The sequence below is a fragment of the Rhodococcus aetherivorans genome (assembly GCF_025722975.1).
GTDB lineage: Bacteria > Actinomycetota > Actinomycetes > Mycobacteriales > Mycobacteriaceae > Rhodococcus > Rhodococcus aetherivorans.
In genome coordinates, this window is record NZ_CP106982.1 from 3855158 (window position 1) to 3879763 (window position 24606).

Below are 24606 nucleotides of genomic sequence, written 5' to 3' on the forward strand. Positions count from 1 at the left end.
CTGCTACCAGCTGCCGGTGCGCAGGGCGATCGCGCTGGCCAGCTCCGCCGGCGCCTCGGCCGGGATGTTGCCCACCCCGCTCAGCTCGACGACGCGGAACTCCGACAGGACGTACCGCATCGAGGCGTCGGCCTCCGCGCGCCGCGCAGCGCTGCCCACGAGCACGGTGGTGGGCACCTCGGCGGGGGCGGCGTTCGCGTCCCGCACGACGCCCTCGGCGTCCGGCACCGCCGGATGGCCCCGGTCGGCGACGACGAGGCTGGCGAACCGGCCGAACCGGCCCGACGCGACGGCCCACGCCAGCTCCGCCCCGGCGCCGCTGCCGACGAGGTGCACCCACGGCAGCTTCAGGGCGTCGAGCAGGGCGTGCACGCCCGCGACGTCGAGACCCTCGATGGTCTCGGGCACGAACGTGCGTAGATCCGAATGGTGCAGCCGCTCGCACACCGCGTCGTAGACGTCGGCGGATTCCCCGGCGCCGGGCAGCAACAGCACCGCGTGCCGGCTCTCGGGGCCGTCGATGCGAACGGTGAAGGTGCCGGCCGGGATCGCCACGTCAGTCGGTTCCATGCCGAAGCACGGTACGCGACACGGCGCCGCCGCCGGCACCCGGCCGAGTCACGGCAGCGTGAGGATTTCCGCCCCCGTGTCGGTGACCACGATGGTGTGCTCGAACTGGGCGGTCCACTTGCGGTCCTTGGTGACCACGGTCCAGCCGTCGTCCCAGATCTCGTAGTCCACCGTGCCGAGGTTGATCATCGGCTCGATCGTGAACACCATTCCCGGTTCGAGCACGGTGTCGACGGACGGCTGGTCGTAGTGCAGGATCACCAGCCCGTTGTGGAACGTCTCGCCGATGCCGTGACCGGTGAAGTCGCGCACCACCCCGTACCCGAACCGGTTCGCGTAGGCCTCGATGACCCGGCCGACGACGTTGAGCGCCCGGCCCGGCTTGACGGCCTTGATCGCCCGCATCGTCGCCTCACGGGTCCGCTCGACCAGCAGGCGGTGCTCCTCGGAGACGTTCCCCGCCAGGAACGTGGCGTTGGTGTCGCCGTGCACTCCCCCGATGTAGGCGGTGACGTCGATGTTGACGATGTCCCCGTCCTCGATCACCGTCGAATCCGGAATGCCGTGGCAGATCACCTCGTTCAGCGACGTGCAGCACGACTTGGCGAAGCCCTTGTAGCCCAGCGTGGACGGGTACGCGCCGTGGTCGCACATGTACTCGTGGGCGATGCGGTCCAGCTCGTCGGTGGTCACGCCCGGCGAGACGGCCTTGCCCGCCTCGGCCAGTGCCTGCGCGGCGATGCGGCCGGCGACCCGCATCTTCTCGATGGTCTCCGGGGTCTGCACCCACGGCTCGTGACCTTCCTTCGCCGTCGGCTTCCACGCGTACTCCGGTCGCTCGATCCCGTTGGGGACGGCACGGACAGGCGAGACGGTTCCGGGGACGAGTGCGGTGCGAACAGGCATGCCCACCAGAATAGGCCCCGCGCAGCGGGGGGCGACGCGGCCCGGCGGCCGCACCGCCCCCCACCCGGGGGCTCAGCCCTGGCGCAGGATGTAGCGCTGGATCTTGCCGCTGGGCGTCTTCGGCAGCTGGGGCACGAAGTGCACGGTCCGCGGGTAGGCGTGCGCCGCGAACTTGCGCTTGACCAGCTGCTGCAGCTCCGCCTCGAGCTCGTCGGTGCCGTCGACACCGTCGCGCAGCACCACGAACGCCTCGAGCACCTCACCGCGCAGCTGATCGGGCATGCCGACGACGGCGGCCTCGACGACGTGCTCGTGCATCACCAGCACGCTCTCGACGTCGAACGGGCCGATCCGGTAGCCCGCCATGATGATCACGTCGTCGTCGCGGGCCGAGAAGTAGAAGAAGCCGTCCTCGTCGACCTGCCCGGCGTCGCCGGTGAGGTACCAGCGGCCGTCCTCCGTGAACCGCTGCGCGGTCTTCTCCGGGGCGTCCACGTAACCCGTGAACCACAGCAGGGGGCTGGCGTGGGTGTCGATCGCCACGCGCCCGGGCACGCCGGGGGCGGCGATCTCGTCGGAGTCGTCGGACAGCACGGCGCAGGACCAACCGGGCAGCGGCTTGCCCATCGACCCGGGCCGCACCTCCTCGCGCAGCCCGTCGGCCCACGCGTTGACGACGAACATGCCGTGCTCGGTCTGCCCGTAGTGGTCGCGCACCACCGCGCCGAGGGTCTGCTCCGACCACGCCACGACGTCGGGCGTGAGCGGCTCGCCGGCCGAGGACGCGCGGCGCAGCGAGATCGACTCCGGCACGGGCGCCGAGTCCGCTCGCAGGCTGCGGTAGACGGTGGGCGCGGCCGCGAAGTTGGTGACCCCGAACTTCTCCATCACCTGCCAGGTGAGGGAGGCGGAGAACCCGGCATGCAGCAGCAGGCTGCGCACCCCGGCGGCCAGCGGCGCGAGCAGCGCGTAGTACAGCCCGTAGGCCCAGCCGGGATCGGCGGCGTTCCAGAACACGTCGTCCTCACGCACGTCGAGGCCGAAGTCCAGGTAGGCGTGGAACGACGCGAGCGCCCGTACCGGCACGGGCACGCCCTTCGGAGTGCCGGTGGTGCCGGAGGTGAACAGCTGCACGAGTCCGCCGTGCCCGCCGACGGCGACCGCGGCACCGCGCGGATCGTCCGCGTCGTGCGAGGCCACCAGGTCGGCGAAGCTCACTCCGATGCCGGCGGCACCGCCCTCGGTGTGACCTGCGACGACGATCTGCCAGGGCGCGTCGGCGGGGATGTCCTCGCCGGGCGCGAGCTTGCCCACCTGGTCGGCGTCCGAGACCACCACCTTCGCGCCGCTTGCCTGCAGCCGGAAACCGATCGCCGGGGGTGCGAACGCGGTGAACAGCGGCACGTGCACGGCACCGCGGCGCCAGATGCCGAGCAGCGCCACGACCAGGTCCGCGGACTTGCCCATCAGGGTGGCGACGTGGTCGCCCGGCTCGACGCCGAGGTCGGCCAGGGCCGCGGCGAAGCGGGAGGACTGCTCGCGCAGGTAACCGAAGGTCAGATCGGTCGCGCTCAGGTCCGCCTCGACCACCGTGAACGCGACGGCGTCCGCGGGATGCCCGTCGCACAGCAGCTGTGCGGCACACGCGTCGGCGGTGTCGTAGCGGTCCAGCAGTTCCCGCACTCGTGCCTCCTGCTCGGAATACGCACGCGCGGTGGTCTCGGTGGTCATCGAATCCGTCCTCTCGTGAAGCGCCCCGGGGTGAACGTCCCGAGGATCGATTCCTTTATGATCCAAGTCACAAGTACGTCCCGATACCCCCGGAAAGGGGTGACCGATGGCGCCGGCCGGCACCTCGCCTCTCCTTCGTCCCCGTGACAGCGACGCACTGCGCGGCGAGCTCCGCCGCACCGCGGCGGAGGCACTGATTCCCGTCGTGTTCGCCGGGGAGGTCCGCGACGGGAACCTGCACCTGACCGAGTTCTTCGGCACCCGCACGAACGGCCTCGAGGGGGTCGTGGTGCCGCCGCGGGCGGGCCTGGGTGGCCTCGTGGTGGACCGGGCCCGGCCGGCGACGGTGCCCGACTACGGCCGGTCGTCGTCGATCACCCACCACTTCGACCGGCCCGTGCTCAGCGAGGGGCTGCGGTCGATCCTCGCGGTGCCGGTGATGGTGGGAGGGGCGGCCCGCGCCGTCCTCTACGGCGCGATCCGTGAGTGCTCACCGCTCGGCGATCGCGCGGTGGGGGCGTTCGTGCAGGCGGCGCGCCGGCTCAGCAGCGAGATCGCCATCCGGGACGAGGTGGACCGGCGGCTGGCGCTGCTCGGCTCCCTCGATCGGCCGTCCGAGAACCCGGTCGCGGCGGCCCAGATCCGGGACGTGCACGCGGAACTGCGCGGCCTCGCCCAGTCCGTGGACGACGCCGGCCTGCAGCGCAAGCTGCGGGCGCTGTCGGACCGGCTGGCCGGGGCGCTCGGCGGCCCGGCCCCGCAACCGACCGACGTGGTGCTCTCGCCGCGCGAGACCGACGTGCTCGCGCACGTGGCACTGGGATGCACCAATGCCGAGATCGCCGACCGGCTGTCGGTCGGCCCGGAGACGGTCAAGAGCTACCTGCGCAGCGCAATGGGCAAGCTCGACGCCCACACCCGGCACGAGGCGGTGGTGTCCGCGCGGCGCCTGGGTCTGCTGCCCTGAGCGACCCGGCCGGTGGCTCGTCCGGGTGCCGGCCGGCAACCCCCGCCCGGGCCGGTCAGTACCCTTCCGGGAGGGCCGCGAACATGTCGCGGGTGACGGCGACGGCGTTGTCGGAGCTGCCGCCGCGCACGACGAGCGTGGCGAAGGCCAGGTCGCCGCGGTAGCCGACGAACCACGCGTGGGAGCCACCCTCGACCTCGGCCTCACCCGTCTTGCCGTACACCTCGCCCTGGTCGCGGATGCGGTCGGCGGTGCCGCTGGTGATCACCAGCCGCATCATGCCGCGCAGGCCGTCGATCATCTCCGGGGTGACGGGCGGCCGGTCGCCGGTGACGGCTGTCTCGCGTCCCTGCAACAGGTAGGGCACGGGTGCGCTGCCGTGCGCGACGGTCGCGGCGGCCAGGGCCATCCCGAACGGGCTGACGACGACCTTGCCCTGACCGAAGCCGTCCTCGGCGCGCTGGACCAGGTCCTCGGCCGGCGGCACCGACCCGGAGAACGTGGGCATGCCCACCACCTCGTACTCGGGTCCGATGCCGAACTGCGCGGCCGCGACGGTGAGGGCGTCGGGCGCCATCTCGGAGGCGAGTTTGGCGAACGAGGTGTTGCACGAGCGCGCGAACGCCGTCGCCATCGGCACGGTGCCGACCGAGAATTCGTTGTAGTTGGGGACGCTGCGCTCGCCGATCGTGATCCGTCCCGGGCAGGCCACCATGGTGCCGGGCGTGGCGAGACCGCTGGAGATGGCGGCGCCCGAGGTGATGATCTTGAAGGTGGAGCCGGGAGGGTACTGCCCCGCCAGCGCGACCGGTCCGTCGCGGTCGGCCGCCTTGTTCTGGGCGACGGCGAGGACCGCGCCGGTGGACGCCTCGATCACCACCATCATCGCCTGTTCCGCGCGGGCGTCGACGGCGGCCTGCGCCGCCACCTGGATGGGACGGTCCAGGCTGATGGAGAACGACGGCGCCGGCTCGGGCGGGGTCTCGGTGAGCACACCGGTGTCGACGCCGTTCTGGTTGACGGCGACCACGCTCCACCCGGCCTTGCCGTCCACCTCGTCGATCACGGTCTTCTTGATCTGGCCGACCAGATCGGGGGCGAAGCTGCGGTCGGTGGAGACGAGGTCGGCCTGCTCGGTGATCGTGACGCCGGGAATCGCCGCGAGGGTGCCGGCGACGCGTTCGTAGTCCTCCTCACGCAGCCGCACCACCGAGTGGGCGCCCTCGGCGGCGGTGGCGGTCTCGGCGATCGACTGCGCGGTCAGCGACGGGTCGAACTGTGTCAGCGCCGCCGACAACGCCCGCGCCGCACCCCGGACGTCGCCGGCCGCCGTGGCGTCGAAACCGACACCGTAGACGATGCCCGGAACGAGCACATCCGAGCCGGAATGCTCGTTGACGCGCGCGCGGGGGGCGGGATTGGTCCGCAGCTGCATCCGCTGCCGATCGCCGAGTTGGGGATGCAGGTTCGACCGGGTCCAGCGGACCACCCAGTCGTTCCCGCTGCGGCCCATGTTCATCTCGCCGGAGTACCGCCACACGCGCTCACCGGGCAGGCCCCATTCGTAAACGTAGGTGACCGTCGCAGTGTCCCCGTCGATCCGCACGCCGTCGGTGTCCACCGCCAGCGTCTCCGCCTGTAGTCCGTTCCACGTCTCCGCCAGCGCCTCCTCGGCCGGCTCGGGACGGTCGGTCAGGGCGGCGGCCGCGGCGAAGTCCCGGTCGGCGAAGTCGGTGAGGAACTCCTGTGCGGCGGGCTCGGGTCCGGCCGGCTTCGGGGTACACGCGACGACACCGCCGGCCAGCGCGACGGCGGCCACCAGGACCGCCCCGCGCCGCAGCAGTCGACGCGGTGCCGGGACGAGCGGGGCCGAGACGCGGGCGGATCGAGTTCTCATCGCCGTCATCGTAGGACCGGCGGCCACGCGGATCGGGGAGGCGACACGGGCCGGGCGGAGCGGCCCCTCAGTCCAGCAGCACCGTGCAGAACGTCGCGACCTGACGGAAACCGATGCGGGCGTAGGCCGCGCGGGCCCGGTGGTTGAAGCTGTTGACGTACAGGCTCGGCAGCCGGCCGCCGGCGGTGACGGCGGCGGCGACAGCCGCGGTGCCGGTCGAGCCGAGGCCGGCGTCGCGCCTGCCGGGATCCACCCACACGCCCTGGATCTGCCCCACCGACGAGGACTGGGAGCCGATCTCGGCCTTGAACACGACCCGGCCGTGCTCGAAGCGGGCCCACGCCCGTCCGGTGGCGATCAGGCTCTGCACCCGGCGGCGGTAGCCCGAGCCCCCGTCGCCCGCGCACGGATCGACGCCGACCTCCTCACGGAACATCGCGATCGCGGCCGGCATGTAGGCGTCGATCTCCTCCGGCCGCACGCGGCGCACCAGCGGGTCGGGGACGACGCACGGTTCCCGGTCGAGTACCAGCAGCGGCTGCTCGGCCCGCACCTCGCGCGCGGGACCCCATTCCGGCTGGAGGACCTCCCACATCGGCAACGCGAGTTCGGCCCGGCCGACGAGCGACGAGCACAGGCGGGGGCCGCGGGCGGCGCGGTCCGCGAAGGCGTGCAGATCGTCGCGGTCGCCGAGCAGCGGAACGAGGTTCGCCCCCGAGAAGCACAACGAGTCGTCGGGTCCGCCCCGGCTCCACATGTCGCCGCCGACGGCGCGGGAATCGAGGCCGTACTCCTCGATCCGGCCGGCCACCATGCACGCCGCCACCGGATCGTGGGCCAGCACCCGCAACACGTGTGCGGTGTCACGGCCACCGAGAGACCGGACTCCCAGAAGCTTGAGCACGTCCCACCACCTGTCGACTGCGGATACGCAATCAGACTGCCAGAAGCCGGGGCCGCGCGGGAGTCCTGCGCCCGCCGAACCGGTTCAGCCGACGGAGACCACCGGGTTTCCGGTGCCGGCGTCACCCTCCATCTCCTCGGCGATGCGCATGGCCTCCTCGATCAGCGTCTCGACGATCTGGGCCTCGGGGACGGTCTTGACGACCTTGCCCTTGACGAAGATCTGGCCCTTGCCGTTGCCGGAGGCGACACCGAGGTCGGCCTCGCGGGCCTCACCGGGGCCGTTGACGACGCACCCCATGACCGCGACCCGCAGGGGCACCTCCATGCCCTCGAGGCCGGCGGTGACCTCGTTGGCCAGGGTGTACACGTCGACCTGCGCCCGGCCGCACGACGGGCACGAGACGATCTCGAGCTTGCGGGGCCGCAGGTTCAGCGACTGCAGGATCTGGGTGCCGACCTTGATCTCCTCGGCCGGCGGCGCCGACAGCGACACCCGGATGGTGTCGCCGATGCCCTCGCTCAGCAGCGCACCGAACGCGACGGCCGACTTGATCGTGCCCTGGAAGGCGGGCCCGGCCTCGGTCACGCCCAGGTGCAGCGGGTAGTCGCACTGCGCGGCGAGCTGGCGGTAGGCCTCGACCATCACGACCGGGTCGTTGTGCTTGACCGAGATCTTGATGTCGCCGAAGCCGTGCTCCTCGAACAGGCTCGCCTCCCACAGCGCGGACTCGACGAGCGCTTCCGGCGTGGCCTTGCCGTACTTGCTCAGGATGCGCGGATCCAGCGAGCCGGCATTGACGCCGATACGGATCGGGATGCCTGCCTCGCCGGCCGCCTTGGCGACCTCCTTGACGCGGCCGTCGAACTCCTTGATGTTGCCGGGGTTGACGCGCACGGCGGCGCACCCGGCATCGATGGCGGCGAAGATGTAGCGCGGCTGGAAGTGGATGTCCGCGATGACCGGGATCTGGCTCTTCTTCGCGATCGCGGCGAGCGCGTCGGCGTCCTCCTGCCGCGGGCATGCGACGCGGACGATGTCGCAGCCGGACGCGGTGAGCTCGGCGATCTGCTGCAACGTCGCGTTGATGTCGTGCGTCTTGGTGGTGCACATCGACTGCACCGACACCGGGTGGTCGCTGCCCACGCCGACGTCGCCGACCATCAGCTGACGGGTCTTGCGCCGGGGCGCGAGGACGGCGGGGACTTCGGGCATGCCCAAACCGACGGGGCTGGTCACGTTTCGCCTTCTTTCGTAGCTACGCGGCAATTCTAGCGATGCGGGTCAGAACAGCTGGATGGGGTTGACGATGTCCGCGGTGAGTGTCAACAGCATGAACGCGCCGCCGATGAGGACGAACACGTAGGTGACGGGCAGCAGCTTCGTGTAGTCGACCGGACCCCCGACCGGCAGCCCGCGCAGCCCCCGGATCCAGTTGCGGACCTTCTCGTACGCGACCACGGCGATGTGGCCGCCGTCGAGCGGCAGCAGCGGGAGCAGGTTGAACATGCCCAGGAAGAAGTTGAGCTGCGCGAGCAGCAGGACGAACATCTGCCAGATGCCCCGCTCGGCGACCTGCCCGCCGATGACGGACGCGCCGACGACGCTGATCGGGGTGTCGGGATCGCGTTCGCCGCCCGTCACCGACTCCCACAGCGCCCCCACCTTGCTCGGCAGGTCGGCGAGGGCCTGCGCGGTCAGGACGAACATGTCACCGGTGAACCGCAGCGTGCCACCCACCGCGGTGAACGCGGTGTACTCGGTGACGGACGGCGGTGCGGCGACGCCGATTGCGCTGACGGTCTCCGAGGTGATCTCGCCCGTCTCGGGATCCTGCACCCACCGCTGGGCGGACTCGACCGGCACCGGGATCGTCAGCGTGCGGTCGTCGCGTTCGACGACGAAATCCACCGTCCCGGTCGCGGCGCGGGTGGCCTCGACCAGGTCCGCGAACGTCGCTACCTCGGTGCCGCCGACGGAGACCACGACGTCCCCGACCTCGAGGCCCGCGGCCGCGGCGGGACCCGGCCCGCTGCACGGCGCCAGCTCGTAGCCCCCGGCCTCACCGGCCTGAGTCGGTGCGACGCACGAGAGCTCCCCGATCTCCGCCGGGGTCTCCCCCAGACGGGGCAGACCCCACGCCACGGCGAGCCCGAAGATCAGCACCATGCCGAGGACGAAGTTCATCGCGATGCCGCCGGACATCACCACGACGCGCTTCCACGCCTTCTGCTTGTACATGGCGCGCTCGTGCTCGTCGGGGGCCAGTTCGTCGAGCGCCGTCATGCCCGCGATGTCGCAGAAGCCGCCCGCAGGGATCGCCTTGAGGCCGTACTCGGTCTCGCCGCGACGGAACGAGTACAGCCGCGGCCCGAACCCGATGTAGTAGCGCCGCACCTTCATCCCGAGGCGCTGCGCGGTCCACATGTGCCCGGCCTCGTGCAGGGCGATGGATACGGCGATGCCGAGGGCGAACAGCACGACGCCCAGAACGAACATCATCGGTGGCCGGTCCTCCTACTTCACGAGCGCGCGGGCTCGGTCCCGAGCCCAGCCGTCGGCGGCGAGCACATCTTCCACGGTAGCGGGTGCCGCGGACCAGTCGTCGGCGTCGGACAGGACCGCCGCCACCGTGCGCACGATCCCCGGGAACGGCAGGGCGCCGGCGAGGAAGGCCTCCGCGGCCACCTCGTTGGCGGCGTTGTACACCGCGGTCAGGCATCCGCCGCCCACCCCGGCGGCCCGCGCCAGTTCGATCGCGGGGAACACCTCGTGCGCCACCGGTTCGAACTCCCAGGTCGAGGCGGTCGCGAAGTCGAGGGCCGGCGCCGCGTCCGCGATCCGGTGCGGCCAGCCCAGCGCGAGTGCGATGGGCAGCTTCATCGACGGCGGTGACGCCTGGGCCAGGGTGGAGCCGTCGGTGAAGGTGACCATCGAGTGCACGATCGACTGCGGGTGCACGGTGACGTCGATCCGGTCGTAACCGATGCCGAACAGCAGGTGCGTCTCGATCAGCTCCAGGCCCTTGTTCACCAGCGTCGCCGAGTTCAGGGTGTTCATCGGGCCCATCGACCAGGTGGGATGGGCGCCGGCCTGCTCGGGGGTGACCGACTCGAGCCGCTCGGCCGGCCAACCGCGGAACGGCCCGCCCGAGGCCGTGAGCACGAGCCGGGCCACCTCGTCGGGGCTGCCGCCGCGCAGGCACTGGGCCAGCGCCGAGTGCTCCGAGTCGACGGGCACGATCTGGCCCGGGGCCGCGGCCGCGGTGACCAGCGCGCCGCCGGCGACGAGCGATTCCTTGTTGGCCAGCGCCAGGCGCGCGCCCGTCGCCAGTGCGGCCAGCGTCGGCTCCAGGCCGAGGGACCCGACGAGGGCGTTGAGCACCACGTCGGCCTCGACGTCGCGCACCAGCCGCGTGACCGCGTCGGGCCCGCTGCGCACCTGCAGACCCGGGACGTCGAGCCGCGCGGCGGCCTGCGCGTTCGCGACGGCCACCTCGGCGACACCGGTGACGCGGATCTGCTCGGCGAGCAGATCGATGTTGCCGCCACCGGCGGCGAGACCGACCACCTCGAACCGGTCGGGGTTGGCGGCGATCACCGCGAGGGCCTGGGTGCCGATGGAGCCGGTGCTGCCGAGCAGCAGGACACGGGTGCGGGAGCTGGGTTGCGAGTCGACCACGCCGACATTGTCCCCGACCGTCCTGAGGGGATGCTGAATCACCCGTCCGGCGCGCGCGAGAGCGCCCCCACTTCGTACGACGGACGGTCGTATGTCACGATTGGCCCAACAGCGAAGATCTTTGCGAGCAGGAGGACAAGCGGTGGCCGGTACCGAGTTGAAGACCACTGGCGTCGACACGGCCGAGGTGCCGTCGGCGGAGTGGGGTTGGAGTGGCGAAGCCCCCCGCCTGTTCCGCGTCATGGGCTGGCTCGTCGCACTGTTCCTGCTGGCGATGATCATCGGCAACCACAACGGCAACGTCGAGAACTGGTTCCTGATCGGCTTCGCCGCGGCGCTGGTCGCCATCCTGGTGCGCGACATCGTCCAGCGGCGGCGCCGGCGGTAGCCGCACCCCCGCAGCAGCGTCGAAGGGCCCGCCCGGTTCGTCCGGACGGGCCCTTCGCGTCCCGGGGGGTGGCGCTCAGTTCTCGGCGGCGAGCTGACCGCACGCGGCCGCGATCTCCTGCCCCCGGGTGTCCCGCACGGTGCACGAGACCCCCTGCGCCTGGACGCGACGGACGAATTCGCGCTCGACCGGCTTCGGGCTGGCGTCCCATTCGCTGCCCGGCGTCGGATTGAGCGGGATCAGGTTCACGTGCACCAGCGGGCCGAGCGCCTTGTGCAGCTTCTTGCCCAGCATGTCCGCCCGCCACGGCTGGTCGTTGACGTCGCGGATCAGGGCGTACTCGACGGAGACGCGGCGACCGGTCCGGTCGGCGTAGTAGCGCGCGGCGTCGAGCACCTCGGCGACGGGCCAGCGGTTGTTGACCGGCACCAGCGTGTCGCGCAGTTCGTCGTCCGGGGTGTGCAGCGACACGGCGAGCGTCACGCTCAGATCCTCGTCGGCCAGCCGGCGGATGGCCGGAGCGAGGCCGACGGTGGAGACGGTGACCGACCGCTGCGACAGGCCCAGTCCCTCCGGGGGCGGCGCGGTGATGCGCCGCACGGCGGCCACCACACGCTTGTAGTTCGCCAGCGGCTCCCCCATGCCCATGAACACCACGTTGGACAGCCGGCCCGGTCCCCCGGCGACGTCACCGTCGCGCAGGGCCGCGGCGGCGGCGCGCACCTGGTCGACGATCTCGGCGGTCGACAGGTTCCGGTTCAAACCGCCCTGGCCCGTCGCGCAGAACGGGCAGGCCATACCGCAGCCGGCCTGGCTCGAGATGCACAGCGTGGCACGGTCGGGGTAGCGCATGAGCACGCTCTCCAGGAGGGTGCCGTCCCCGGCGCGCCACAGCGTCTTGCGGGTCTCGCCGCCGTCGCAGGCCACGTGCTTGACCGGGGTCAGCAACGCGGGAAAGAACGCGGCCCCGACCTGCTCGCGCACCTTCGCCGGCAGATCCGTCATCTTCTCCGGATCGGCTTCGAGGCGCCCGTAGTAGTGCCGAGCCAACTGATCGGCGCGGAAGGCCGGCAGGCCGAGTTCGCGCACGGCCTCGCGGCGCTGCTCGGCATCGAGATCGGCGAGGTGGCGCGGCGGCATGCCGCGTTTGGGCGCGTCGAAAACCAGGGGAAGAGAGGAGGGCATAATGAACCATTATCCATCAGGGCGGCAACGCCGGTTTTCCTCGCCGAATGCGGTGTGCACCGGCGGCCGGAGCGAGATGATCGAGCCATGACCGAACGCCCTGCGGATCTCCCCGAACCGCCACCGGACCTTCCGGTCCGGGGCCAGCTCGAGCCTCAGGGGGCGACGAAGGCCACGCCCGAGTCCAACGTCCGCCCGGCACCGGAGATTCCCCTCGACCGCAGCCGGGCGGCCTCCACGTGGACCGGCCTGGTCATCGGTGTTCTGGTGCTGATCCTGCTGCTCGTGTTCATCCTGCAGAACCTCGACCCGGTCACCATGGAAATGTTCGTGTGGGAGTTCACCCTGCCGCTCGGGGTGAGCCTGCTCCTGTCGGCCATCGCCGGGGCCCTCGTCATGGCACTGGCGGGCGGTGTGCGGATCCTGCAGATCAAACGCGCCGCGAAGCGGCGGTAACACCGCGCCGCCCCGCGGCGGGTGACGAACACAACGCACCCAATTTCCCCAAGGCGGCGACAACAGGGCACCCTGGAGACAAGACCTTCACCCGAGGAGCCTGACGTGACCGCCCACCTGGATGCCCCCGCCTCCGCCACCGTCGCACCCGAGCTCGCCCGATCCTGGCTGCTCGTTCCGGGCAACGCCCCGGAGCGGTTCGCCGCGGCCGCCGCGTCCCCGGCCGACGCCGTGATCCTCGACCTCGAGGACGCCGTACCGGCGGCCGGTAAGGCCGCCGCGCGCGATGACGTCGTCGAATGGTTGCGCGGTGGTGGCCGTGCCTGGGTGCGGATCAACGACGCCACCACTGTGCACTGGGCCGACGATCTCGCCGCGCTCGCCGGGGTGCCCGGCCTGCAGGGCGTGATGCTCGCCAAGACCGAGAGCGGCCAGCAGGTCGACGCCACGGCCGCTCAGCTGCCGGCCGGCACCCGCATCCTCGTGCTCATCGAATCGGCGGTGGGCCTCGAGGCCACACCCGAGATCGCCCGCGCCGACGGTACGTTCCGGCTGGCGTTCGGCAGCGGCGACTTCCGCCGCGACACCGGGATGGACGACTCCCCCCTCGCCATGGCCTACCCGCGTTCCCGCCTGGTGGTGTCGAGCCGGGCGGCCCGCCTGCCCGGTCCCGTCGACGGGCCGTCGCTGACCGACGACCCCGAGGTCCTCGAGCGGGAGGCGAAGCTGACCGCGTCGATGGGAATGACCGGGAAGCTGTGCATGACTCCGGCCCGGGCACCGTTCGTCAACGCCGCCCTCAGCCCCAGCTCCGACGAGGTCGGCTGGGCACACGAGGTGATCGACACGCTCGGCGAGGACGGCCGCGGGGTGCGCGACGGCAGCGACCTGCCCCGCCTGGCCAAGGCGAAGAGGATCAGCGAACTGGCGCGGGTGTTCCGCATCCGCGGCACCCACCACCGCCGCTAGGTCCGCGGCACGCGCCGCACGCTCAGGGGATCTCCAGGCCCCGGGGCTTGCGGCGCACATGCAGCCGGTAGCGCACCGTGAGGGTGGTGCCCGGGGTGCCGTGCACCGCTCGCTCGGCGACGCGCGGGCCGAACTCGATGCCGAGTACGCGCTCGAGGGTCGCACGGTCCGGGAAGCGCCATTCGGTGTCGACCCGGCGCAGGTCGAAGCCCTGGGCGGCGAAGAACGCCTCCACCGCCGCCGGGTCGTAGTGCGGCAGGTCCGCGCGCATCCATTCGCCGTACGGATGGGCGGTCGCGTCGAGGTCGACGATCGCGAGCGCGCCGCCGGGCCGCAGCACGCGCATGGCCTCGGCGATGCCCGCCCCGCACCCGGGCCCGAAGAAGTAGGCGGTGCGCGCGTGCACGACGTCGACGGTGCCGTCCGGAAGCGGCAACTGCTCGGCCGAACCGGCCTCCACCCGGACGCCCGGCTGGTCCCGCACACGTCGGCGGGCCAGCTCCACCAGCGGCGGGTGCGGTTCGATGCCGGTCACGGTGCGCGCGGTGGCCGCGAACATCGGCAGGTGGAAGCCGGTGCCGCAGCCCACGTCGAGGACGTCGCGACCGGCCCAGTCGCACGCCTCGCGCAGCGCCGCGTACACCACGCCGTGGACGTCCTGGGCGCGGTTCTCTTCCTCGTAGACCTCCGGCCAGTGCCAGATGTTGGGGCTGGGGACCACCCCGTGCGCGTCGGACCGCTGTCTCCTCGCCACCGGCCTAGACGAAGGCGCCGAGGACGAGCCAGGTGACGAACGCGGACGGCAGGATCGAGTCCAGCCGGTCCATGATGCCGCCGTGGCCGGGCAGCAGGGTGCCCATGTCCTTGATGCCGAGGTCGCGCTTGACCTGTGACTCGATCAGGTCGCTCGCCGTGGCCGTGGCGGCGAGGACGACGCCGAGGAGCGCACCGATCCACCAGGCGGCGTCGAGCAGCAGGGTCACCGTGAGGATTCCGGCGACGGTGCAGGCGAGGACCGAGCCACCGAAGCCCTCCCAGGACTTCTTCGGGCTGATCGCGGGCGCCATCGGGTGCTTGCCGAACAGCACCCCCGCCGCATACCCGCCGACGTCGGACGCGACGCACACGATCATCAGGCAGAACACGCGTGCGGCGCCGTTGTCGTCGAGGACCATCAGCGTCGCGAACGACGCGAGGAACGGCACCCACGCCGCGGTGAAGACGGTGACCGCGGTGTCGCGCAGGTAGTTGCGGGGCCGGCCGCGCAGTCCACGGTCGAACAACCGCCACAGCATCGACACGACCGTGGTGCCGGCGAAGGCGCCGAGCACACCGGTGGTGCCGTAGGGCCAGCCGAGCCAGATCATCGCCTGCCCCCCGACCAGGAGCGGGATCCGGGGAACCAGGACGTCCGCCTCACGCAGGCGCTTGGTGACCTCCCACGTGGCGATCGCGATGGCCACCGCGACGACGACGAGCCACGCCTTGGGAGCGAATGCGAGCACCACGATGACGAGGGCGCCGAGACCGGCGCCGACGCCCACGGCCGCGGGCAGGTTCCGGCCCGCCCGGGAGGACTTCTTCGCCGGCTCCGCGGTGGGGGTGGCATCGGGCCGCACCGGCGGGACCTCGGGGTCCGCCTTCGCGGCCTCGGCCGCCGAGTCGGCGTCGGTGACGCCCAAGGGGAGCTGCGGGTCGGACGACCCGGCGGCTGTACCCACGGTTAAACCTCCAGCAACTCGGCTTCCTTGTGCTTGACCAGTTCGTCGATCTGCGCCACGTACTTCGCCGTGGTCTTGTCGAGTTCCTTCTCCGCGCGGGTGACGTCGTCCTCGCCGGCCTCGCCGTCCTTCTGGATGCGGTGCAGCTCCTCCATCGCCTTGCGTCGCACGTTGCGCACGGACACCTTGGCGTCCTCGCCCTTGGCCTTGGCCTGCTTGACCAGCTCGCGGCGGCGTTCCTCGGTGAGCTGCGGGATGGAGATGCGGATCAGGGACCCGTCGTTGGTCGGATTGACGCCCAGGTCGGAGTTGCGGATCGCGGTCTCGATCGGACCGAGCTGCGATGCCTCGTAGGGCTTGACGACCACCATGCGCGCCTCGGGGACGTTGATGCTGGCCATCTGCGTGACCGGGGTGGGCGCGCCGTAGTAGTCGACGACGATCCTGGAGAACATGCCGGGATTCGCGCGGCCGGTGCGGATGGATCCGAGATCGTCCTTGGCCACCGTGACGGCCTTCTCCATCTTCTCCTCGGCCTCGAAGAGAGCTTCATCGATCACGGCAGTTCCTCCATGTTCCGTTGTCCGTTCATGACCGTACGAGTGTTCCGATCTTCTCACCGGCGACGGCCCGAGCGATATTCCCCTCGGTGAGCAGGTTGAAGACCATGATCGGCATGTCGTTGTCCATGCAGAGGCTGAACGCGGTCGCGTCCGCCACCTTGAGCCCCTTCTCGATGACCTCGCGGTGGGTGATCTCGGTGAACAGGGTCGCGTCGGGGTCGATCCGCGGATCGGCCGAGTAGACACCGTCGACGGCCTTGGCCATCAGGACCACCTCGGCGCCGATCTCGAGGGCGCGCTGCGCGGCCGTGGTGTCGGTGGAGAAGTAGGGCATTCCCATGCCGGCGCCGAAGATCACCACGCGGCCCTTCTCGAGGTGCCGGCGGGCCCGCAGCGGCAGGTACGGCTCGGCGACCTGCCCCATCGTGATGGCGGTCTGGACCCGGGTGTCCACGCCCTGCTTCTCCAGGAAGTCCTGCAGCGCAAGAGAGTTCATCACCGTGCCGAGCATGCCCATGTAGTCGGAGCGGGCGCGGTCGAGGCCGCGCTGCTGCAGTTCCGCGCCGCGGAAGAAGTTGCCGCCGCCGATGACCACAGCCACCTCCACCCCGGAGCGGACGACCTCGGCGATCTCCTCGGCCACGGTCGTCACCACGTCCGGGTCGAGACCGACCTTGCCCCCGCCGAACATCTCCCCGCCGAGCTTGAGCAGCACCCGACGGAAACCGGGACGTTCCTGGGCGTGTTCGGACATGGTTCTCCTCGGATCGAGCGGTGGATCGGCCCTTTCATCCTGCCTCATCCGACCCCGTGGAACCGAGACGGGGGCGCGAGTGTCCGATCGGCCCGGATATCGAGCCGCCGACGCGCCTCGACCCCGCCGGCGAGCGCCGACGGGGTCGAGGAATCGAGAGATCTAGCTGGCGCCGACCTCGAAACGCACGAAGCGCGAGACGGTGGCGCCGGCCTCGTCGAGCAGCGCCTTGACGGTCTTCTTCGAGTCCGTCACCGAGGCCTGCTCGAGCAGCACGACGTCCTTGAAGAAGCCGTTGAGACGGCCCTCGACGATCTTCGGCAGGGCGGCCTCCGGCTTGCCCTCGTTCTTGGCGGTCTCCTCCGCGATGCGGCGCTCGTTCTCGACCGTGTCGGCCGGGACCTCGTCGCGGGTGAGGTACTTCGCCTTCAGCGCGGCGACCTGCATCGCGGCGGCGCGGGCGGCCTCGGCGGCGGCGTCGCCCTCACCGGAGTACTCGACGAGCACGCCGACGGCCGGCGGCAGGTCGGACGCACGCTTGTGCAGGTACACGGCGACGGGGCCGTCGAACACGGCGAGGCGGCGCAGTTCGAGCTTCTCGCCGATCTTGGCGGAGAGCTCCTGCACCAGGGTGTCGACGGTCTTGCCGTCCACCTCGACAGCCTTGAGGGCCTCGAGGTCGGCGGGCTTGGCCTCGGCCGCAGCGGTGACGATCTTCTCGGCGAGAGCCTGGAACTCGTCGTTCTTGGCGACGAAGTCGGTCTCGGAGTTGAGCTCGATGAGCACGCCGTTCTTCGCGGCGACCAGGCCCTCGGCGGTGGAGCGCTCGGCGCGCTTGCCCACGTCCTTGGCGCCCTTGATGCGCAGCTGCTCGACGGCCTTGTCGAAGTCGCCGTCGTTGTCGGCGAGCGCGTTCTTGCACGCCAGCATTCCGGAGCCGGTGAGCTCACGCAGACGCTTGACGTCGGCGGCGGTGTAGTTCGCCATGGGAAGCGAGCCTCCTGTGTCTGTTGTGCGCGATGGGTGCTCGCGCGGGAGTTTCCTCTGATGCGGCTCGGTCGCGTGCGTGTGCACTGATGCGGCGCGGTCGCGTGCGACGGCCCCGACCATGATCTCAGGATCTACCGGTCGGGGCCGCGCATCGGATCAGGCTTCGGCGGAGGGCGCCGCGTCGGCGGCGGGGGCCTCGGCCTCGGCCTCGGCGGCCGGAGCCTCGGCCTCGGCGGCGGGGGTGGCCTGCGCGAGCAGCTCCTGCTCCCACTCGGCGAGCGGCTCGCCGGCGCCGGACTCCGGCTTGGCGTCCTTGTCGGCGCTCTGGCCGGCACGGGCCTGCACGCCCTCGGCGACGGCGGAGGCGACGACCTTGGTCAGCAGCGCGGCCGACCGGATCGCGTCGTCGTTGCCCGGGATCGGGTAGTCGACGACGTCGGGATCGCAGTTGGTGTCGAGGATCGCAACGACCGGGATGTTCAGCTTGCGGGCCTCGCCGACGGCGATGTGCTCCTTGTTGGTGTCGACGACCCAGATCGCCGACGGCACCTTGGCCATGTCGCGGATGCCGCCGAGGGTGCGCTCGAGCTTGGTCTTCTCACGCGTGAGCATGAGAATTTCCTTCTTGGTGCGACCCTCGAAGCCACCGGTCTGCTCCATCGACTCCAGCTCCTTCAGGCGCTGCAGGCGCTTGTGGACGGTGGAGAAGTTGGTGAGCATGCCGCCGAGCCAGCGCTGGTTCACGTAAGGCATCCCGACCCGGGTGGCCTCTTCCGCGATGGACTCCTGCGCCTGCTTCTTGGTGCCGACGAACAGCACGGTGCCACCGTGGGCGACCGTCTCCTTGATGAACTCGTACGCCTTGTCGATGTACGTCAGGGTCTGCTGCAGGTCGATGATGTAGATGCCGTTGCGGTCGGTGAAGATGAACCGCTTCATCTTCGGGTTCCAGCGACGGGTCTGGTGGCCGAAGTGGGCGCCGCTGTCGAGCAGCTGCTTCATTGTTACGACAGCCATGGCTGTTCTCTCTTTCGGTTCGGTTGCCGCGGGAGATCGGGTGATCCCCGCCCTGGCGTCCGCATGCCCGTCGGACCCTTGCGGGACCGGCCGACGGCCATTTTCCGATGGCGCCCGGCACACCGGGCGGCGATCAGCGCGCGGACGCGCGAAGTCGATCTGCGAACACAGACCGCTCGAACAGTGTACGGCCTTGCCCCGCGGGAACCACAACTGCCTGATCAGCAGGCCGGTTCGGCCGATCTGTGGATGGATCGGGTGGTTGTCCACAATGTCGACGAGGCCCTGTCGCACGCCGGCGCCGCCCGGCACGCTGGGCGGATGAAGATCGCCGGGATCGCCGTCCTGACCGCGCTCACCGCGCTCGCGGGTTCGGTTCCCGCCGCGGCCGCCCCGCGCGAGTTCGGCTGGCCGCTGCATCCACGGCCGACCGTGGCCCGCCCCTTCGACGGTCCCGAGCACGACTGGCTTCCCGGACACCGCGGCGCCGACCTCACCGGCCGGCCCGGTCAGCCGGTGCTCGCCGCCGGCGCCGGGGTGGTGGTGTTCGCCGGGACCGTCGCCGGCAAACCCGTCGTCTCGGTGGCGCACGCCGGCGGGCTGCGCACCACCTACGAGCCGGTGACCGCGACGGTGACGGCCGGCCGGCGCGTGGAACGGGGTGATCCGCTCGGCACCCTCGAACCGGGCCACGAGGGCTGCCGCGCCCCGGCCTGCCTGCACTGGGGTCTGCGCCGGGACCGCGACGACTACCTCGACCCTCTGCCGCTCGTGCGGTCGGTGATCCGTCTCCAGCCGGTTTCCCGTAGGCCGCGGCTCCGCTACGCGCGACGGCCGATCAGGTCGCGGCTCCGCTCCGCTACGCGCGACGGCCCATCAGGTCGCGGCTCCGCTCCGCTACGCGCGACGGCCCATCAGGTCGCGGCTCCGCTCCGCTACGCGCGACGGCCGGCGGCGTGACGCCCCGACACCGTCGCGAAGTCGTCGGCGACCATGGCGGCGAGCTCGAGGAAGGCCCGGCGGGTGGCCGGGCGGAGCAGGCCGAGGTCGATCTCGGCCCCCTCGGCGAGGTGCTCGTCGAACGGCACCACCTGCACGGCCCGGCACCGCGCGAGGAAGTGGCCCGTCACAGCCTCCATGTCGATGTTGGTGGCCCCGGGCCGGGCGGCGCTGATCACCACGACGGTGCGTTCGACGAGCGCCCCGAACCCGTGGTGCTGCAGCCAGTCGAGGGTCGCCGCGGCGCTCCGGGCGCCGTCGATCGCCGGGGACGCGACCAGCACAAGGGCGTGGGCGAGGGCGAGCACACCACGCATGGCCGAATGCATGATGCCCGTGCCGCAATCGGTGAGGACGACGTTGTAGTACACCCGCAGGATGTCCACGACCCGGCGGTAGTCGTCCTCGCTGAACGCCTCCGACACGGCCGGGTCGCGTTCACTCGCAAGCACCTCGAGGCGGCTCGGTGCCTGGGAAGTGTGCGCGCGGACATCGGAGTAGCGGGAGATCCGCGGGGCCGCGGCGAGCAGGTCGCGCACCGTGGACTCGGTCTGCTGCGGCACCCGCTGTGCGAGCGTGCCGAAGTCGGGATTCGCGTCCACCGCGATCACGCAGTCGCCCCGCAACGAGGCGAACGTGGCGCCGAGCCCGACGGTGGTCGTCGTCTTTCCGACACCGCCCTTGAGGGAGAGCACGGCGATCCGGTAGTCGCCGCTGATCGGCTGCCGGACCCGGTCGACGAGCTCGCGCCTGTGTGCCTCGTCGGCCGATTCGCCGGGCGCGAGGATTCCCCCGGTGAGCCGGTGCACGCCGCGCCGCCAGCCGGTCACCGGGGTGCGACGGGACCGCCGGACGAGCGCACCGGAGGTCAGGTCCAGGTTCGACGGCCGCGGCTCCGACGCGTCGAGCTCCGACGAGACCCCTCGGGACGACGCGGATATGGTCGAACAACGCTGCCCCGCATCATCTTCCGACATTCGCGGGTGCACCTCGTCGGGTTCCGAGCCGGACTCCGGCGAAGCCGGCACGGGCTCGGCGGGGCGACGCCCCGCCGGATCACTCGGCGGCACGGCCTCTTCCGGACCCTCGGCGGCTACCGGCCCGGTGACCGCGGCTTCGGCTACCGGTGGTTCGGCGACCACCGGTTCCGTCGCCGCCGGATCGGTCGTCGCCGGCTCGGTCGTCGCCGGCTCGGGAATCGCGGGTTCGGGAATCGCGGGTTCGACGACCGGCGATTCGGGCACGGAGTCGGGACGGCGTCGTGGTGGCATGCCGAACGGAATCGACGGCACCGGAGCCGGGAGGCGAACGGGCTCGGCAGCCGCCGGCGGCTGCACGGGCGGCTCGGCCTCGACGGGCCCCCCGACCGTCCGGTCACTCCCCCGTCGCCTGCCCCGGCGACCGGTCGGCGCCGGGTCGGGCGCCGGCTCGTCCCGAAGCCAGGCCGGCAGAGCGTGCGTCGACTCGTCGTATGCCACTTATCCCCCCGGATTGCACAGCAGATGCGGCGGCGACCGTACCAAACCGCGCCGCGGCCGTCGCCGCGTACAGGTCACGCCCGCGGATGCGCCTGTTCGTGTGCCGCACGCAGCCGTGCTACCGAGACATGGGTGTAGAGCTGGGTCGTCGCCAGGCTCGAGTGCCCCAGCAGCTCCTGCACCACCCGCAGGTCGGCGCCCCCCTCGAGCAGGTGTGTTGCGGCGCTGTGCCGCAGCCCGTGCGGCGCGAGATCCGGCGCGCCAGGGACGGCGGCCACGGTCTCGTGGACCACGGTACGGACCTGGCGCGGGCCCAGCCGACCGCCGCGTTTGCCGAGCAGCAGGGCGGGCCCCGAATCCGGGCGCGCGAGGGCGGGCCGCCCGGTGCGCAGCCACGCGTCGAGCGCGGCGGCCGCGGGCGCCCCGTACGGCACGGTCCGTTCCCTGTTGCCCTTGCCGACCACGCGCAGCGCCCTGCGCTCGGTGTCGACGTCGTCGACGTCGAGTCCGCACAGCTCACCGACCCGGATACCCGTCGCATACAGCAGTTCCAGCACGAGCCGATCCCGCAGTGCCACCGGCTCCATCTCGCGCGCACCGGCTTCCGCAGCGGTCATCACCTCACAGGCCTGGTCGGCACGCAGTACCGGCGGGAGAGTGCGATGGGTGCGGGCCGATGCCAGCCGCGCCGCGGGATCGTGGTCGAGCCGGCCCGTGCGAGCCAGCCACGCGCAGAAGGTGCGGGCGGACGAGGTGCGCCGCGCCAGGGTCGTGCGGGCGGCGCCACTCGTCACCTGGCCGGCGAGCCAGGAGCGGAGCACCTCGAGAGTGAGGTCGGCGATCCGCGCATCCGGGTGGCCGGCCTCGAGGTGAGCGAGGAGGGTGCGGATGTCGGTGGTGTACGCGCGGATCGTGTGGGCCGACCGGCCGCCCTGCAGGTCGAGGTGCTCGACGAACTCCTCGAGGTGCACGGCGAGGGGCGGCGGCAGCGCGGTGTCCATGGCCGTCACCGTGCGCCGTGGGCACCGCCCACGCAACCGAACACGCCGACCGAGGGCACACTAAGGTTAGTTCGTGAGTAAAACGATTCCGTTGCCGATGCTGTTCGGACTGGCATTGCTCTCCGCCACCGCGCCTCTGGCCACCGACATGTATCTGCCCGGACTGCCGGTCATGTCGGAGAGCCTCGGCACCAGCACGGTCGGTATCCAGCTCACTCTCACCACGTTCATGGCCGGCCTGGGTGTCGGGCAGCTGATCGTGGGCCCGCTCTCCGACGGGTGGGGCCGGCGCCGCCTGCTGCTGGCGGGCACCGTCGTCCTGGCCCTGAGCAGCGCCCTGTGCGCGACGGCACCGACGGTGGAGGTGCTCATCGCGGCCCGGTTGATCCAGGGCTTCAGCGGCGGCACAGGAATCGTGCTGGCGCGCGCGGTGATCGCGGACCGCGCCCGCGGCAACGAGGCCGCCCGCCTGTTCAGCGTCATGATGATCATCGGCGGTGTGGCACCGATCGTCGCGCCCCTGCTGGGCGGCGTCCTCCTGGGGCCCATCGGCTGGCGCGGCATCTTCTGGGTCCTGACGGGCCTGGCCGTGCTGATGATCGTCGCGGTGCTCACGGTCGTCCCGGAGACCCTGCCGCCCGAGCGACGCCACAGCGGGGGCCTGGCGATGCTCGCCCGCAACTTCGGCACGGTGATCGGCAACCGACGGTTCGTGGGCTATGCCGCGACGTTCGCGCTCGGCTTCGGCGCGATGTTCTCGTACATCTCCGCGTCACCGTTCGTGGTCCAGGAGGTCCTGGGCATGACGCCGGGACAGTTCTCCCTGATCTTCGCCGCCAACTCGGTGGGCCTCGTCGCAGGCAACATCGTCAACACCCGGCTCATCGGCCGCTTCGAGGTGCGGGACCTGTTGCGCTACGGCGTGACCCAGATGCTGACCGCCGGGGTGCTGCTGGTGCTCGCCGTCCTGGTGGCCGACACGAACCGCTGGTTGGTGCTGCCGCTGCTGTTCCTCGTCGTCTCCAGCCTGGGCTTCGTCATGGGCAACGCGACGGCGCTGGCGCAGGGGCAGGTACCGAAGGCCGCGGGCACCGGTTCCGCGGTCATGGGCGCGTCCCAGTTCGGCCTGGCCGCCCTGGTGTCGCCGCTGGTCGGGCTCGGCGGGGAGGACACCGCGCTGCCGATGGCGCTGGCGATAGCGATCTCGGCCGCGCTCTCCATGACCGCGCTGCTCACCCTCACCCGCGAGCGCGCCTGAGCACCGTCACCGCGCCTCGACCGTCGCGAGTTCGCGCTTCCACTCCCGGAAGCCCTCCTCGCTGCGGCCGCGCCGCCAGTACCCGGAGATCGACGCGCGTGCCGCCGGAACCCCGCGGGTCTTGCGGATGTACGGCCGCAGGTGGTGCATGACGGTCTCCGCCTCGCCGTGGATGAACACGTGCGGATCTCCCGGAAGCCACTCGGCGCCGGTCACCGCGGCGACGAGCGGCGCGTTCGCGCCGGAGAGGTCCGGCCCGACGGCCCCGGCACCGGAGCCGCGGTGCAGCCAGGTGACCTCGACGCCGGGGGGCGCCGCGAGGTCGATCGCGTCGGCGGCGTCGGTGACCTCGAGGAACACCCGGCCCACTGCGTCCGGCGCCAGCGCCTCGAGCGCCGCAGCGACGGCCGGTATCGCGGTGTCGTCACCGGCGAGCAGGTGCCAGTCGGCCTCCGGATCGGGCCGGTAGGCGCCGCCCGGCCCGCGGACCACGACGGTCTGCCCCGGCCGGACGGATGCCGCCCAGGGTCCGGCGACACCGTGATCGCCGTGGACGACGAAGTCGATCGCGATCTGCCTGGACCGCGGGTTCACTGCTCGCACCGTGTAGGTGCGCAGGACCGTCCCGCCGCCCGCCTCCAGTTCGAGTTTGACGTACGAGTCGGTGTACGGGCCGGGTTCGAACTCGTCGAATCCGGGACCGCCGAAGTGGACCCGCACCAGGTGCGGGGTCAGGCGTTCGCTGCCCGTCACTGTCAGGGTCGTCGATCGCGGGGTCTTCGGGGCCACGCCCACCTCCATATTTGCTCAGGCTTACCTAACCATGGCAGCCTACGCGTGCGGTCCGGCCGCAGCCACAGCACCGCCTCGCCGTGGCACCACCGGGATCGCCCGATCCGCCGAAATCACGACGGAATTCCGCCATCGTTGCGGTATGCGAGAAACGATGAACACCGTCACGTCGCAGTACCTGACCAGCCTGGTCGGCGCCCTCGAGGACACCGACCGCCGGCGCGAAACGATCGGCGCACAGCTGGCCGAACTCGAGTACGTCCTGCTCCAGACCGGAGAGACCGAGCTCGCGGCCCAGGTGACGAAGGTACTCGGCGACAGGTACTACAAGCCGATCCTGTCCAAGGCCGAGGAGCTGCGCGGGCACGAGCAGTCCTGA

At 71.5% G+C, this 24606-nt stretch carries 24 protein-coding genes and 1 pseudogene; 7 read left to right on the forward strand and 18 right to left on the reverse strand.

Annotated features, from left to right (window positions below; genetic code table 11):
- Positions 1-3: 3 nt before the first annotated feature.
- The 3 genes from OCS65_RS17375 to OCS65_RS17385 form a co-directional block, all read right to left on the reverse strand.
- The gene (locus OCS65_RS17375) at positions 4-570 is read right to left on the reverse strand and encodes an alpha/beta fold hydrolase (RefSeq protein WP_029543250.1); all 567 of its coding nucleotides are present in this window, start codon (positions 568-570) and stop codon (positions 4-6) included.
- A gap of 48 nt (positions 571-618) precedes the next feature.
- A complete protein-coding gene (gene map / locus OCS65_RS17380; protein ID WP_065922640.1) occupies positions 619-1476 on the reverse strand; it encodes a type I methionyl aminopeptidase in 858 nt (285 codons plus the stop codon).
- 72 nt (positions 1477-1548) lie between these two features.
- Positions 1549-3207, reverse strand: a complete 1659-nt coding sequence (locus OCS65_RS17385) for an AMP-binding protein (RefSeq protein WP_065922641.1) — start codon at positions 3205-3207, stop codon at positions 1549-1551.
- Positions 3208-3313: 106 nt separating this feature from the next.
- On the opposite strand from OCS65_RS17385, the gene OCS65_RS17390 reads away from it, so the two are divergent.
- Complete coding sequence (locus OCS65_RS17390) at positions 3314-4174, forward strand: helix-turn-helix transcriptional regulator (protein ID WP_102800117.1); 861 nt, start codon at positions 3314-3316, stop codon at positions 4172-4174.
- Between the two features lie 55 nt (positions 4175-4229).
- Here the strand turns inward: OCS65_RS17390 and OCS65_RS17395 are convergent, their stop codons facing one another.
- The 5 genes from OCS65_RS17395 to dxr form a co-directional block, all read right to left on the reverse strand.
- Positions 4230-6071, reverse strand: coding sequence for a penicillin-binding transpeptidase domain-containing protein (locus OCS65_RS17395; RefSeq protein ID WP_180987038.1), 1842 nt, complete (start codon positions 6069-6071; stop codon positions 4230-4232).
- A gap of 67 nt (positions 6072-6138) precedes the next feature.
- The gene (locus tag OCS65_RS17400; protein ID WP_102800115.1) at positions 6139-6975 is read right to left on the reverse strand and encodes a GNAT family N-acetyltransferase; all 837 of its coding nucleotides are present in this window, start codon (positions 6973-6975) and stop codon (positions 6139-6141) included.
- An 84-nt stretch (positions 6976-7059) separates the two neighbouring features.
- Positions 7060-8214, reverse strand: a complete 1155-nt coding sequence (ispG, locus tag OCS65_RS17405) for a flavodoxin-dependent (E)-4-hydroxy-3-methylbut-2-enyl-diphosphate synthase (RefSeq protein WP_006937431.1) — start codon at positions 8212-8214, stop codon at positions 7060-7062.
- Between the two features lie 45 nt (positions 8215-8259).
- A complete protein-coding gene (locus tag OCS65_RS17410) occupies positions 8260-9477 on the reverse strand; it encodes a M50 family metallopeptidase (protein ID WP_072635106.1) in 1218 nt (405 codons plus the stop codon).
- 15 nt (positions 9478-9492) lie between these two features.
- Positions 9493-10656, reverse strand: coding sequence for a 1-deoxy-D-xylulose-5-phosphate reductoisomerase (gene dxr, locus OCS65_RS17415; protein ID WP_263507332.1), 1164 nt, complete (start codon positions 10654-10656; stop codon positions 9493-9495).
- A gap of 142 nt (positions 10657-10798) precedes the next feature.
- Between dxr and OCS65_RS17420 the strand changes: the two genes are divergently transcribed.
- Positions 10799-11044, forward strand: a complete 246-nt coding sequence (locus OCS65_RS17420) for a DUF2631 domain-containing protein (protein WP_006937434.1) — start codon at positions 10799-10801, stop codon at positions 11042-11044.
- Between the two features lie 75 nt (positions 11045-11119).
- Here the strand turns inward: OCS65_RS17420 and rlmN are convergent, their stop codons facing one another.
- On the reverse strand, positions 11120-12229 hold the full coding sequence (rlmN, locus tag OCS65_RS17425; protein WP_065922642.1) for a dual-specificity RNA methyltransferase RlmN: 1110 nt from the start codon (positions 12227-12229) through the stop codon (positions 11120-11122).
- An 87-nt stretch (positions 12230-12316) separates the two neighbouring features.
- On the opposite strand from rlmN, the gene OCS65_RS17430 reads away from it, so the two are divergent.
- Complete coding sequence (locus OCS65_RS17430) at positions 12317-12685, forward strand: LapA family protein (protein ID WP_006937437.1); 369 nt, start codon at positions 12317-12319, stop codon at positions 12683-12685.
- A gap of 105 nt (positions 12686-12790) precedes the next feature.
- A complete protein-coding gene (locus OCS65_RS17435; RefSeq protein ID WP_263507335.1) occupies positions 12791-13654 on the forward strand; it encodes an HpcH/HpaI aldolase/citrate lyase family protein in 864 nt (287 codons plus the stop codon).
- A gap of 22 nt (positions 13655-13676) precedes the next feature.
- On the opposite strand, the gene OCS65_RS17440 is transcribed toward OCS65_RS17435, so the two are convergent.
- The 6 genes from OCS65_RS17440 to rpsB form a co-directional block, all read right to left on the reverse strand.
- On the reverse strand, positions 13677-14375 hold the full coding sequence (locus tag OCS65_RS17440) for a class I SAM-dependent methyltransferase (RefSeq protein ID WP_065922643.1): 699 nt from the start codon (positions 14373-14375) through the stop codon (positions 13677-13679).
- Positions 14376-14412: 37 nt separating this feature from the next.
- Positions 14413-15375 (reverse strand): phosphatidate cytidylyltransferase, encoded by a 963-nt coding sequence (locus OCS65_RS17445; protein WP_006937443.1) that lies wholly within the window; start codon positions 15373-15375, stop codon positions 14413-14415.
- A gap of 2 nt (positions 15376-15377) precedes the next feature.
- Positions 15378-15935 carry a ribosome recycling factor gene (gene frr / locus OCS65_RS17450; protein WP_006937444.1) on the reverse strand — a complete coding sequence of 186 codons (558 nt, stop codon included), beginning with the start codon at positions 15933-15935 and terminating at the stop codon, positions 15378-15380.
- A 28-nt stretch (positions 15936-15963) separates the two neighbouring features.
- On the reverse strand, positions 15964-16692 hold the full coding sequence (pyrH, locus tag OCS65_RS17455) for a UMP kinase (RefSeq protein ID WP_006937445.1): 729 nt from the start codon (positions 16690-16692) through the stop codon (positions 15964-15966).
- Between the two features lie 162 nt (positions 16693-16854).
- On the reverse strand, positions 16855-17679 hold the full coding sequence (gene tsf, locus OCS65_RS17460; protein WP_006937446.1) for a translation elongation factor Ts: 825 nt from the start codon (positions 17677-17679) through the stop codon (positions 16855-16857).
- 159 nt (positions 17680-17838) lie between these two features.
- Entirely contained in the window at positions 17839-18699 is an 861-nt protein-coding gene (gene rpsB, locus OCS65_RS17465) for a 30S ribosomal protein S2 (protein WP_185712707.1), read from the reverse strand.
- Between the two features lie 321 nt (positions 18700-19020).
- Here rpsB and OCS65_RS17470 point away from each other — a divergent pair.
- Positions 19021-19503 (forward strand): annotated as a pseudogene (locus OCS65_RS17470) (M23 family metallopeptidase); the annotation flags it as partial.
- 131 nt (positions 19504-19634) lie between these two features.
- Here the strand turns inward: OCS65_RS17470 and OCS65_RS17475 are convergent.
- Both OCS65_RS17475 and OCS65_RS17480 read right to left on the reverse strand, forming a co-directional pair.
- Positions 19635-20675 carry a MinD/ParA family ATP-binding protein gene (locus OCS65_RS17475; protein WP_373867505.1) on the reverse strand — a complete coding sequence of 347 codons (1041 nt, stop codon included), beginning with the start codon at positions 20673-20675 and terminating at the stop codon, positions 19635-19637.
- Positions 20676-21250: 575 nt separating this feature from the next.
- Complete coding sequence (locus OCS65_RS17480) at positions 21251-22177, reverse strand: tyrosine recombinase XerC (RefSeq protein ID WP_006937450.1); 927 nt, start codon at positions 22175-22177, stop codon at positions 21251-21253.
- 97 nt (positions 22178-22274) lie between these two features.
- On the opposite strand from OCS65_RS17480, the gene OCS65_RS17485 reads away from it, so the two are divergent.
- Complete coding sequence (locus OCS65_RS17485; RefSeq protein ID WP_029543234.1) at positions 22275-23435, forward strand: multidrug effflux MFS transporter; 1161 nt, start codon at positions 22275-22277, stop codon at positions 23433-23435.
- Between the two features lie 6 nt (positions 23436-23441).
- Here the strand turns inward: OCS65_RS17485 and OCS65_RS17490 are convergent, their stop codons facing one another.
- On the reverse strand, positions 23442-24236 hold the full coding sequence (locus OCS65_RS17490; protein WP_037200801.1) for a siderophore-interacting protein: 795 nt from the start codon (positions 24234-24236) through the stop codon (positions 23442-23444).
- Between the two features lie 133 nt (positions 24237-24369).
- On the opposite strand from OCS65_RS17490, the gene OCS65_RS17495 reads away from it, so the two are divergent.
- Positions 24370-24606, forward strand: coding sequence for a hypothetical protein (locus tag OCS65_RS17495; RefSeq protein WP_231385896.1), 237 nt, complete (start codon positions 24370-24372; stop codon positions 24604-24606).